This is a genomic window from Brucella gallinifaecis, assembly GCF_006476605.1.
Lineage (GTDB): Bacteria > Pseudomonadota > Alphaproteobacteria > Rhizobiales > Rhizobiaceae > Brucella > Brucella gallinifaecis.
On sequence record NZ_ML636801.1, the window covers coordinates 148,558 to 160,293 of the forward strand.

Consider the following 11,736-nt stretch of genomic DNA (forward strand, 5'->3'; position numbering starts at 1 on the left):
AAGTGCAGGATACTTCATCCAGACAAAGCGAAGCTACGACATCGCTGCATAAACGTATTCTGGATGATATTGAAACGCGCATCATTTCCGGTGAATGGCAGCCCGGTCATCGCATCCCGTTTGAGCATGAGCTGACCGAGCATTATAATTGTTCGCGCATGACCGTGAACAAGGCGCTGACCCAGCTTGCAAAAGCCGGTCTGATTGAGCGCAAGCGCCGTTCGGGCAGCTTTGTTTCCTTTCCGCAATCACAAGCCGCGATTCTCGAAATTCATGATATTCGCGATGAAGTTGCAGCGCTTGGGCAGGCTTATCGTTTTGAGCTGCTTAAAAGAGGTGAGCGCCTGAGCGGTCCTTACGATGCGCGTCATATCGACATGCCGCGGCATACACCGCTGGTCGAACTGGTCTGCCGTCATTATGCGGGAAAGCGGGTCTTTGCGCTGGAAGAGCGTATCATCAGCCTTGATGCCGTGCCGGGCGCGGCTGAGACCGATTTTGCAGAGCATTCACCCGGTCCATGGCTTGTTGCCTGTGTGCCATGGAGCAATGCGCAGCATTCGATCCGGGCTGTTGTGTCAACGGAGAAGAATGCGGCGATGCTTGGTGTGCCTGCCGGTTCGCCCTGTCTTGTTGTGGAGCGCCAGACATGGAATGCCGATCAACCGGTGACGCATGTGCGTTTTACTTATCCCGGTGACAGTCATGCGCTGGTGGCGAAGTTTACACCGTCACAAAGCTGATTTTTGCAATGTAATGTAACGTTATTACGCTTTTGGAGGTTTCGCGCGTAGTGGCTGCTAATATGATAATGCGCAGAATCCTTTGCGCAATATTTCAGATAATGTGATTCATAAAAAAGTCGCCGCAAGGAGAAATCTCGATGCGGCGCTCTGTTGTGGCATTAGAGCGCATTTCGATCTGATTGAATCAGATCGGCGCACTAAATATTTGTTTTAACGCGCATCTTTGTCCGAAAACCGTTTCACACTTTTCGGGATGCGCTCTAATGGGGGATCAGGCGGCGCGTTTCAATGCATCTGCGATCATGGAAACGATTGTGTCGATCTGTTCTTTTTCCACGATGAGCGGTGGGGAAAGCGCGATCACATCGCCTGTGACGCGGATCAAAAGGCCCTTCCTGAAGCAATCGACAAAGACGTCATAAGCGCGTGCGCCAATAGCGCCTTCGCGTGACGACAGCTCGATTGCGCCAACAAGGCCCAGATTGCGGATGTCGATGACATTTGGTGCGTCTTTGAGCGAATGCAGCGCATTCTGCCAATGCTCGGCCAGTTCTGCGCCGCGGGTCAGCAGACCTTCTTCGGCATAGATTTCAAGCGTGGCAAGACCGGCAGCACAGGCAACCGGATGGCCGGAATAGGTGTAGCCGTGGAACAGTTCAATGGCGTTTTCAGGACCGGTCATCAATGCGTCATAGACTGTGCGGCTTGCAAAGACAGCACCCATCGGAATTGCGCCATTGGTCAGCCCCTTGGCAGTGGTGACGAGATCAGGTTTGACGCCGAAATAATCAACAGCAAATGGCGTGCCCAGGCGTCCGAAGCCAGTGATGACTTCGTCATAGATCACCAGAATACCGTGCTTGTCAGCAGTTGCGCGGATGCGCTCGAGATAGCCTTTTGGTGGCAGAACAACACCGGCGGAACCGGACATGGGTTCAATGATGACGGCAGCAATTTTTTCTGCACCATGCAATTGCACCAGACGTTCGAGATCATCGGCCAGTTCAATGCCATGGGCTGGCAGACCTTTTGAGAATGCATTGCGCTCAATATCGAGTGTATGGCGCATATGGTCGGCAGGAATCTGCGGGAAGACGCGGCGGTTATTAACAAGACCACCAACAGAAATACCGCCGAAACCAACGCCATGATAGCCTTTTTCCCGACCGATCACGAGGGTACGGGTGCCCTGACCAATGGCACGCTGATAGGCGATGGCAATTTTTAGTGCTGTATCAACCGATTCCGAGCCGGAATTGGTGAAGAACACGCGGTCAAGCTTGGCATCAGGGCCGCCGGGTGCAATGGCTGCGAGCTTTTCGGCAAAGTCGAAAGCGATATTGTGGCCCATCTGGAAGGTTGGCGCGAAATCCATGGTCGAAATCTGGCGCTCAACTGCCTGCGTAATCTGCTTGCGGCCATGACCGGCATTACAACACCAAAGGCCAGCCGTTCCATCCAGAACCTGATTGCCGTCGACATCGGTATAATACATGCCCGAAGCGCTTGCGAGCAGGCGTGGGGCGGCCTTGAACTGGCGGTTTGCCGTAAAAGGCATCCAGAAATTTTCAAGACTTGGTGTGTTACTAGGTGCATTGCTGGGTGAATTGGTGTTGTTAAGCATTGGAACCTCCTATTTGTGACCAACAGGCCATGCTTTGTTGAGGGCAACAAGTCCTTTTCTTCAGAAGTTTAAGCTATTGAAATTATGTGCTTTGAAAACGAGATTTGTGATATATCGAACATCATAAACAATAAGGGGACGCATCTATGAGCATCGATATCGGTGGCAGGCTTCGTTATGTGCGCATGCGGCAGAATTTGTCTCAGCGTGAGCTTGCAAAACGCGCTGGCGTGACCAATTCCACCATATCGCTGATCGAAGCCAACCAGTCCAATCCATCCGTTGGTGCATTAAAGCGTATTCTGGACGGGATTCCTATCGGCATGGCTGAGTTTTTTGCGCTTGAGCCGGACGCGCCGCACAAGGTTTTTTATCAGGCGGATGAGCTGGTGGAGATTGGCAAGGGGCCGATTTCCTATCGGCAGGTGGGCGATCATCTGTTTTCGCGCTCGCTGCAAATCCTCAAGGAGCGCTATGAGCCGGGATCGGATACCGGCAAGGTTCTGCTTATGCATGAGGGCGAGGAGGGCGGGATCGTCATTTCCGGTCGTATTGAAGTGACGGTCGGCAGCGAGCGTCGAATCCTTGGGCCGGGCGATGCCTATTATTTTTCAAGCAAGCTGCCGCACCGGTTCAAATGTGTGGGGCCAGTGGCGTGCGAGGTGGTGAGCGCCTGCACACCACCGAGTTTCTAATAAGCCTCCCTATTCAATGGGCTAAATCAAATCATTGTGGATTTGATTCAGGAAACATTATGCGTAGCGCGAAATGCCCAGATCATCGGCCTGAATATCCGGCTTGTTACCGGAAATAAGATCGGCAAGCAGCTTGCCTGATCCCGGTCCCATGGTCCAGCCAAGCGTGCCATGGCCCGAATTGATAAACACGTTATCAAAGCGGGTTGCACCGATGATCGGTGTTGAATCCGGCGTCATCGGGCGCAGGCCAGACCAGAAGCTTGCAGCCTTGAGATCACCACCCGGGAACAGATCGCTCACTGACAGATCAAGCGTTGCACGGCGTGCGGCTGGCAGGTCTTTGGTGAAGCCTGAGACTTCGGCCATGCCGCCCACACGGATGCGGTCGCCAAGGCGGGTGATGGCGATCTTGAAGCTCTCATCCAGCACGGTGGAGACCGGAGCCAGTTCTTCATTGATGATCGGTGCGGTAATCGAATAGCCCTTGACCGGATAGATCGGGGCATTCAGCCCAAGCGATTTGATCAGAGCAGGCGTATAGCTGCCCATTGCCACGACATAGCGATCAGCGCTCAGAATACCTTGCGAAGTTTCAACACCGGAAACCTTGCCGCCGGACATCAACAGCGATTTGATGTCGACGCCAAAGCGAAACTTGACGCCCAGACCTTCAGCGATTTTTGCCAGTTCATTGGTGAATTTGAAGCAATCGCCGGTTTCATCATGCGGCAGGCGCAGGCCACCGACGAATTTGTCTCTGGCGCGGGCCAGAGCCGGCTCAACACGCACGCAATCTTCGCGGTCGAGAACTTCAAACGGTACGCCATCCTGACGCAGAACTTCAATATCCTTGCCAATACCGTCGAGCTGATATTGCTCGCGGAACAATTGCAAAGTGCCCTGCGTGCGCTGGTCATATTGAATGCCGGTTTCGTCACGCAGTGCGACAAGGCAATCACGGCTATATTCTGCCACGCGCACCATGCGGCTTTTATTGACCTTGTAGCGGCTCTCGGTGCAGTTGGCGAGCATCTGCAACAGCCAGCTATACTGCTTGGGGTCTGTGGTCAGGCGCAGAACCAGCGGTGCATGTTTCTGAAACAGCCATTTGGCGGCTTTTAATGGAATGCCCGGTGCTGCCCAGGGTGAAGCATAGCCCGGCGAAACCTGTCCGGCATTGGCGAAGCTGGTTTCCAGTGCCGGGCCTTCTTCGCGATCAACGACAGTGACCTCATGACCAAGCTTTGCCAGATAATAGGCTGTGGTGACCCCAATAACGCCGCTGCCGAGAATGATGATCTGCATGTTCGCCTCTTATTATTATGATTTAGAAACTTCGCTATCCACGTAAATGCGGGCATAGCGATTGCCTAATGAAGTCAGGATTTCATAGGGAATGGTGTCGCAATCTCGCGCCACATCCTCGAGCCGCTGATGTGGTCCAATGAGTTCGACCAGACTGCCGAGTTTAAGTGTGCCTTCAGGCAGCTCAGTTACATCAAGTGTGATCGAATCCATCGAAACGCGACCGACAATCGGCAGGCGCGTATCACCATAAAAAGCCGCACCCTTGTTGCTTAAAGACCGGAACCAGCCATCGGCGTAACCGACTGCAATGGTGGCAATCCGCATCGGCTTATCAGCTATGAAAGTTCCGCCATAACCGACCGCGGCACCCTTATCAATGTCGCGCACTTGAATGACGCGGGCGGACAATTCCAGCACGGGTTTTATAGGGTTTTCGCCTGTTGCAGGACCGACGCCATAAAGAGCTACGCCGGGACGGGCGAGGTCGAAATAATAGGTGTTATCAAGGAAACAGCCGCCGGAATTTGAAAAGGCGACTGGCATTTTGGGTAAACGTTTGAGGGCCGCATTCATGGACGCAAGCTGGCGGGCATTGGCTGGATTTTCCGGCTCATCGCCGCTCGCCAGATGGCTGATGACAAATTTTATATCAATAGGGTCAAGCAGATGCCGGTCTTCGACCAATTGGTCAAGTTCCTTGGGCGAGAGACCAAGACGCGACATGCCGGTATCGATCTGCAACAGTGCTGGCAGTTTTTCATTGAGGCTTGCAGCAAGTGCTGACCAGTTTTCAATCTGTTCCAGTGAATTGAGGACAGGCAGGATTTTTTCGCGTGCGCAGGCAGCTTCTGTGCCGGGCTGAAGGCCGTTCAGTACATAAAGCGTCGCATCAGGATTGAGAAAGGGGCGCAGCGAAATTGCTTCGCCCAGATGGGCGACAAAGAAATCGCGACAACCAGCTTCGTAAAAAGCAGGCGCAACGCGATCCGCACCCAAACCATAAGAATCAGCCTTGACCACTGCTGCTGCACGGCTTGGCGCAATGCGCTTTGCAATGGTCGAATAATTATGGCGAAGAGCCGCAAGATCGATGGTGAGCACACCGCCTGCGGCGAGGTCTCGTTCTGTTTGTGAAAAATGCATCGACATAGGGCTCATTTCCAACGCGCCAGATATGATAAAGGGAGGCTGGAATCTCATCCGCTTCCTCCCAAAGCTTTGAATATTATGATAATCGAAGACTATTCGAATGTTTTTGCTATTTATCGAATATTATGCGAATTATAGCATGATTTACGCACTTATTAGCTTATAGATCGAAGATTATGCATGGCGACACTCGATAGCATCGACCGTAATATCATCCGATGCCTGCGCCGTGACGGGCGCATGACCAATAGCCAGCTTGCAATTGAAGTTGGTCTTTCACAGTCAGCCTGTCTGCGGCGTGTGCAGATATTGGAGGAAAGCGGCGTTATTCGCGGCTATACGGCAATTGTCGGTTCATCGGATGGTGATGAACGGCTGGTTGCGATTGTTCGTATCACGCTGGACCGGCAGACGGAAGAATATCTCAATCGTTTTGAAGAAGCCGTGCGTCGTCATCCTGAAGTGCAGGAATGTTATCTGATGACGGGTGATGCGGATTATATCCTGCGGGTCGAGGCTGAAAATGCGGCTTCCTATGAAATTATTCATAAGGAAATCCTGTCGCGTTTGCCCGGTGTTGCCCGTATTCATTCGAGCTTTGCAATCCGCACAGTGCTCTTATCAAAAACGCCCGTTACGAGGGCGTAAAAAAACCCGGCCTGAGCCGGGTTTTATAGATGTCTGATGCGCTCTAAATATTTGTTTTAACGCGCATCTTTGCCCGAAAACCGTTTCACACTTTTCGGGATGCGCTTTAATTGAACTCGTAGCGAAGACCTGCGCGAACCGTGTGGAGGTTGAACCCGTTATCATGGGCCTGTGTACCGGTTGCACCTGGTCCTACGGCGTTGCCATAAGGATTTGGATTGCGATCATCGGCGTCGTAACCATAGGCCTTGCCGCCATTGATACGCAGATAGCGATAGCCAAGATCAAGTTTGAGTTGCTGGGTAAGATCATAGCTCACACCAGCCATCAGACCCATGGCAAAACGCCAGCTGTCAAGGCCCCCTTTGTCGCTGGTATATGTACAACCTGCGCAAACTTCGTGGGATTTGAAAGTGTCATAATTGACGTAAGCGGCACCAAGTCCTGCACCAAAATATGGTGTCAAGGCGCCCACTTTTGGCAAATCGACATAGGCATTAGCCATTGCTGTCCAGATATTTGCTGTCGATGAATCCTCATAGTGGCAATTGTCCAGAACAGGATTGAGGCCTTTGGAGGATTTGATATAGCTTGGGCAGTTGGTACGGCCTTTTATGCCTGCGCGGAAGAAATCCAGCGTTGCGTCTGCGCGGAACATTTCGTTGAAGCGATAACCGACACCGACCCCGTAAGATGCGCCGCCTTTGAGCGTGAAATCATCATATTTGAAGGTGTCGTCAATGCCGCGCCAAGGCGGATCAAACTGATTCCAGAAAGCCCAGTCGCCATCTGTCTTGCTTTTGAAATTATAGCCAATATCGCCGCGAATATACCAGTTAGAGGCTGCTGGTGGCGCTACTACTACTGGCGGCTCTTCATAAATAATGTCAGCGGCTTTCGCGCCATTTGTAGCCACCAGCACACCAAATGATATGAGCGCTATTGCAGAAACATATCTCATCAATCCAACTCCAACCGAAAATAAATGCGGTTCTCGCACCGTTAGTTGATCATGGTAAATGAATATGCTTAAGCGAAGGTTACTTTTTATGAGTGAGTGCTAAACTTAAAAGTGTGTCCGGCAGCGTTTGGCCCGGTTCTTTTGCAAAAGAAACCCGGCCTGAGCCGGGTTATGCAATTTTCAATTGAAATTAGTTTCAATCAAAATTCATGGCGTGGATGATTGAGTGGTCTATATCATTAATATCCCGCTTGCCGCAAAGCGCCATGGTAATGTCGAGTTCCTTACGAATGATCTCGAGTGCCAGCGAGACGCCTTCCTTGCCCATCGCACCAAGTCCATAAAGGAACGGCCGCCCGATGAATACGCCTTGTGCGCCGAGTGCACGGGCCTTGAGGACATCCTGACCTGAGCGTATGCCGCCATCCATATGCACTTCGATCTTGTCGCCAACGGCATCAACAATCGGCTTGAGCATTGAGATGGACGAGACTGCACCATCGAGCTGACGACCGCCGTGATTGGAGACGATGATTGCATCTGCGCCGGATTTTGCAGCCATTTTTGCATCTTCAACGTCGAGAATGCCCTTGAGGATCAGCTTGCCGCCCCATTGCTCCTTGATCCATGCAACATCATTCCAGTTCAGCTTTGGATCAAACTGCTCTGCTGTCCAGGAGGAAAGCGAAGACAGATCGGTGACGTTTTTCGCGTGGCCGGCAATGTTGCGGAAGGTGCGGCGCTGCGTGCCTAACATGCCCAGGCACCAGGCGGGGCGGGTTGCCATCTGCCAGATGTGCTTTGGTGTGAATTTCGGTGGCGCTGAAAGTCCGTTGCGCAGATCTTTATGGCGTTGTCCAAGAATCTGAAGATCAAGGGTCAGTACCAGAGCTGAACAGCCTGCGGCTTTCGCACGGCTGATCAGGTTTTTGACAAATTCGCGGTCTTTCATCACATAAAGCTGAAACCAGAACGGCTTTTTGGTTACGGATGCCACGTCTTCGATCGAGCAGATGCTCATGGTTGAGAGGGTGAAAGGAACCCCGGCTTCTTCGGCAGCCTGTGCCGCCAGCATTTCACCATCAGCATGCTGCATGCCGGTGAGACCTGTCGGGGCAAGGGCTACTGGCATTGAGACCTTTTCACCGATCATTGTTGTTTCAAGCGAGCGATTGGTCATGTCAACCAGAATGCGCTGGCGCAGCTTGATTTTCGCAAAGTCGGATTCGTTGGCGCGATATGTCGATTCGGTCCATGCGCCTGAATCTGCATAATCGAAGAACATTTTGGGCACACGGCGTTTGGCCAATCGCTTCAGATCCGCGATTTCAACGATTTTGGGCATTCTCCACCTTTGTGGTCAGTTTTGTTTACCAGTCGCATGAAGGATTGTGTAACCGAAATCAAGAGCTAAAGCATGTCGCGGAAAAGTGGGAACCGGTTTTCTGATAATGACATGCGTAAAAACAAAAAGTTGAAGCATTTTGTATGAACAGAATAAAATGCATCACGCTTTAAAGGATGATCTGCTACAGTTTGCTCCCGGTTATTTGATCCCATGTCGCTTTCAATTATACTATCAGGTGGTTTTGTGGCTGAGATGTTGATGCCATATGTTATCGGGTAAAGAATGTGTTGCGCCGTTTACGGCTACAATCCGGGCGAGGATAGAAAAATGAGCAAATCTCATGACACCGGGTTTATCGGTAAAAAGTCCAGTGCTGCAGGTGGGTGGGGTGCATTGAAAAGCTGCGGCAAGCAATTGCTGGCCAGCGGTGCGCCTTTGACGGGCGCACGCGCACTTTTCAAAGCCAATCAGCCTGACGGTTTTGATTGCCCGGGTTGTGCATGGGGTGATCCCGAGCATGGTTCTTCCTTTGAATTTTGTGAAAATGGTGTGAAAGCCGTTGCATGGGAAGCCACGGAACGGCGCACAACGCCAAAATTCTTCACCGAACACAGGGTTTCCGAATTACGTTCATGGACGGATTATGCGCTGGAAAATACGGGTCGTCTGACGCATCCGATGCGCTATAATGCGCAGACAGATAAATATGAAGCTGTTGAATGGGATGAGGCTTTTGCCTCTATCGGAAAGATTTTAAAGAGCTTTGATACGCCTGATCGGGTCGAGTTCTATACATCGGGCCGCGCTTCCAATGAGGCAGCATTTCTTTATCAGCTTTTTGTGCGTGCCTATGGCACCAATAATTTTCCAGACTGCTCTAATATGTGCCATGAAGCGAGTGGTGTTGCGCTGACGCAAGCGGTTGGTGTGGGCAAGGGAACGGTTCTGCTGGAAGATTTTGAGCATGCGGATGCGATTTTCGTTGTTGGCCAGAATCCCGGCACCAATCATCCGCGTATGCTCGGCGATCTCAGACGCGCGGCGGAGCGTGGCGCGAAGATTGTGGTTTTCAATCCTGTGCGCGAGCGTGGTCTGGAGCGGTTCTCTGATCCGCAGAACAAGCTTGAAATGATGCATGGCGGCAGCGAGGCGATTGCCAGCGATTATTATCAGCCGCGTCTTGGCGGTGATCTGGCGGCTTTTCGCGGCATGGCAAAGGCGGTATTTGCCGCTGATGATGCCGCACTTGCAGCAGGCAGGCCGTCAGTGCTTGATCGGGAATTCCTGGCGCAGCATACGGCAGAGTTTGAAGCCTATCGCAAAGCCGTTGATGCGACATCATGGGAGGCGATAGAAGACCAGTCCGGCCTGCTTCGTCAGTCGCTTGAACATGCGGCACGGATCTATATGCAGGCCGGTAAAGTCATCTGCACATGGGCGATGGGTGTTACGCAGCATCGTCATTCGGTGAGCATCATTCGTGAAATCACCAATTTCATGCTGCTGCGCGGCAATATCGGCAAGCAGGGGGCTGGCCTGTGCCCTGTGCGCGGACATTCGAATGTGCAGGGTGATCGTACAGTCGGTATCAATGAAAATCCGTCATCGGCATTTCTTGATGCTTTGGAAAAAGAGTTTGCTTTCAAAGCGCCACGCAAGCCGGGGCACAATGTTTTAGGCGCTATTGGCGCCATGCTTGACGGGTCTGCAAAGGCTTTTATCGGTCTTGGCGGTAATTTTGCACGCGCTACACCGGATAGTCCGATGATTGCCAGAGCATTGTCCAGCCAGCGATTGACTGTGCATATTGCAACCAAGCTCAATCATTCACATCTTTTGCCGGGCGAGGATTCATTCATTCTCCCCTGTCTTGGCCGTACCGAGATTGATCTTAATTCCAAAGGCGTTGCACAGATTGTTACGGTTGAAGATTCCATGAGCATGGTTCATGGATCGGGCGGTATCAACCGTCCGGCATCGCCGCTTCTGCGTTCGGAAGTTGCAATCATTGCCGGCATGGCCAATGCAACCCTTGGGGCAAAGCCGGTTGACTGGCTGGCTCTTGCGGATAATTATGATCTGATCCGCGATCATATTGCACGGGTTCTGCCTGATTTTTATGATTTTAATGAGCGTGTGCGGGTGCCGCGCGGTTTTCACTTGCGTAATGCGGCGCGTGAACTGGAATGGCGCACGCCAGCGGGCAAGGCGACTTTCTGGAGCGGGCCGCTGCCTGAAGCCATCGAGCATCAGCAGGCGCGCGGGATGCCGGGACGATATGTGCTGCAAACCTTTCGCAGTCATGACCAGTATAATACGACAATTTACGGTATGGATGACCGTTATCGCGGTGTTTATGGTGAAAGACAGGTTGTTTTCATGAACCCTGCCGATATGTCGGATATTGGTGTCAGCGCTGGGGATCGCGCTGATATTATTGGTGATTTCAATGACGGGATTGAGCGTATCGCGCGTAATTTCCGTTTTGTGCCTTATGATATTCCGCGTGGCTGTATTGCCGGTTATTATCCTGAAATGAATGTGCTGGTACCGATTGGCAGTGCAGGCGAAGGCAGCGACACACCGACTTCCAAATCGGTCATTGTTTCGTTTCGTCCTTTGCAGGCAGCCGCTGCCTGATGGAGGAAGCTCAATATCTGGCCTTTGTTGATGCGCTGGAAGGGCAGTCGGGTAAGATCTCGCGACTAGGCGCAGGGATCATTGCGGCTCTGGCGCTTGAGATTGCAGCCGATAGCCGGAGCTTTGCGCGAATATTCGGGGTGGCTCATGCTCTTGTATTGCGCGAGCTTGTGGTGCTTGGTGCAAAAGACGGTTATATCCGCATCCGGCAAAGGGATGAGAGGACGCAGCGCACACGTTATGAGTTGAATGGAGCCGGTGTCCGGCTCGTGGAAGAAACGCACTCTAATTAATTTTATTTATGGCGCTTCCAATTTAGGGTCAGGACTCATTAATTTGACGGGAATGGTGTGAGGCCATCCGTTCGGATTTGATAAGAAAAGGCGAAGGAAATGTGGTTCATTTTCAAGCCTTTTCGACGAAGTAGGCCGGACGGATGGGCCACATCCTTCGGACATCGAAATGACTTGGCGATCTGCTGCGTCGAGCCGCTCAACCGGGGGACCCCCCCCGGTCCTCACGTCTCTCCTAGCATAGTCTTCTCATTTCAGATGCCATTCTCATCAAATTAATGGGTCCTGACCCTAACTGTTTCTAGCCTTGATCCTAAATCT

General features: G+C 52.0%; 10 protein-coding genes. 5 read left to right on the top strand and 5 right to left on the bottom strand.

Going from position 1 to position 11,736, the window contains the following annotated elements; translation table 11 throughout:
* The first annotated feature begins 2 nt into the window (after positions 1-2).
* Positions 3-743, top strand: coding sequence for a histidine utilization repressor (gene hutC, locus FHY56_RS02875; protein ID WP_140903679.1), 741 nt, complete (start codon positions 3-5; stop codon positions 741-743).
* Between the two features lie 274 nt (positions 744-1,017).
* Here the strand turns inward: hutC and FHY56_RS02880 are convergent, their stop codons facing one another.
* Positions 1,018-2,370 (bottom strand): omega-aminotransferase AptA, encoded by a 1,353-nt coding sequence (locus tag FHY56_RS02880; protein ID WP_140903680.1) that lies wholly within the window; start codon positions 2,368-2,370, stop codon positions 1,018-1,020.
* A gap of 146 nt (positions 2,371-2,516) precedes the next feature.
* Here FHY56_RS02880 and FHY56_RS02885 point away from each other — a divergent pair, with 146 nt between their 5' ends.
* Positions 2,517-3,065: a cupin domain-containing protein gene (locus tag FHY56_RS02885; protein WP_140903681.1), complete on the top strand. Its 549-nt coding sequence runs from the start codon at positions 2,517-2,519 to the stop codon at positions 3,063-3,065.
* A gap of 57 nt (positions 3,066-3,122) precedes the next feature.
* Here FHY56_RS02885 and FHY56_RS02890 read toward each other — a convergent pair whose 3' ends face one another.
* Together FHY56_RS02890 and alr are read right to left on the bottom strand one after the other, a co-directional pair.
* Positions 3,123-4,373 (bottom strand): D-amino acid dehydrogenase, encoded by a 1,251-nt coding sequence (locus FHY56_RS02890; protein WP_140903682.1) that lies wholly within the window; start codon positions 4,371-4,373, stop codon positions 3,123-3,125.
* Positions 4,374-4,388: 15 nt separating this feature from the next.
* The gene (gene alr, locus FHY56_RS02895) at positions 4,389-5,534 is read right to left on the bottom strand and encodes an alanine racemase (RefSeq protein WP_140903987.1); all 1,146 of its coding nucleotides are present in this window, start codon (positions 5,532-5,534) and stop codon (positions 4,389-4,391) included.
* A gap of 171 nt (positions 5,535-5,705) precedes the next feature.
* On the opposite strand from alr, the gene FHY56_RS02900 reads away from it, so the two are divergent.
* A complete protein-coding gene (locus FHY56_RS02900) occupies positions 5,706-6,173 on the top strand; it encodes an Lrp/AsnC family transcriptional regulator (protein ID WP_140903683.1) in 468 nt (155 codons plus the stop codon).
* 106 nt (positions 6,174-6,279) lie between these two features.
* Here FHY56_RS02900 and FHY56_RS02905 read toward each other — a convergent pair whose 3' ends face one another.
* Both FHY56_RS02905 and FHY56_RS02910 read right to left on the bottom strand, forming a co-directional pair.
* Entirely contained in the window at positions 6,280-7,134 is an 855-nt protein-coding gene (locus FHY56_RS02905) for an outer membrane protein (protein WP_140903684.1), read from the bottom strand.
* Positions 7,135-7,330: 196 nt separating this feature from the next.
* Positions 7,331-8,479 carry an alpha-hydroxy acid oxidase gene (locus FHY56_RS02910; protein ID WP_140903685.1) on the bottom strand — a complete coding sequence of 383 codons (1,149 nt, stop codon included), beginning with the start codon at positions 8,477-8,479 and terminating at the stop codon, positions 7,331-7,333.
* Positions 8,480-8,809: 330 nt separating this feature from the next.
* On the opposite strand from FHY56_RS02910, the gene FHY56_RS02915 reads away from it, so the two are divergent.
* Complete coding sequence (locus tag FHY56_RS02915; protein WP_140903686.1) at positions 8,810-11,122, top strand: FdhF/YdeP family oxidoreductase; 2,313 nt, start codon at positions 8,810-8,812, stop codon at positions 11,120-11,122.
* Positions 11,122-11,415 (top strand): hypothetical protein, encoded by a 294-nt coding sequence (locus tag FHY56_RS02920; RefSeq protein ID WP_376890169.1) that lies wholly within the window; start codon positions 11,122-11,124, stop codon positions 11,413-11,415. The genes FHY56_RS02915 and FHY56_RS02920 overlap by 1 nt, the downstream gene beginning before the upstream one ends.
* Positions 11,416-11,736: the final 321 nt, after the last annotated feature.

Bases quoted from the DNA above. Each gene is read 5' to 3' on its own strand.
- FHY56_RS02880 (WP_140903680.1), bottom strand. From the start codon at position 2,370: ATGCTTAACAACACCAATTCACCCAGCAATGCACCTAGTAACACACCA.
- FHY56_RS02885 (WP_140903681.1), top strand. From the start codon at position 2,517: ATGAGCATCGATATCGGTGGCAGGCTTCGTTATGTGCGCATGCGGCAG.
- FHY56_RS02890 (WP_140903682.1), bottom strand. From the start codon at position 4,373: ATGCAGATCATCATTCTCGGCAGCGGCGTTATTGGGGTCACCACAGCC.
- alr (WP_140903987.1), bottom strand. From the start codon at position 5,534: ATGAGCCCTATGTCGATGCATTTTTCACAAACAGAACGAGACCTCGCC.
- FHY56_RS02900 (WP_140903683.1), top strand. From the start codon at position 5,706: ATGGCGACACTCGATAGCATCGACCGTAATATCATCCGATGCCTGCGC.
- FHY56_RS02905 (WP_140903684.1), bottom strand. From the start codon at position 7,134: ATGAGATATGTTTCTGCAATAGCGCTCATATCATTTGGTGTGCTGGTG.
- FHY56_RS02910 (WP_140903685.1), bottom strand. From the start codon at position 8,479: ATGCCCAAAATCGTTGAAATCGCGGATCTGAAGCGATTGGCCAAACGC.
- FHY56_RS02915 (WP_140903686.1), top strand. From the start codon at position 8,810: ATGAGCAAATCTCATGACACCGGGTTTATCGGTAAAAAGTCCAGTGCT.
- FHY56_RS02920 (WP_376890169.1), top strand. From the start codon at position 11,122: ATGGAGGAAGCTCAATATCTGGCCTTTGTTGATGCGCTGGAAGGGCAG.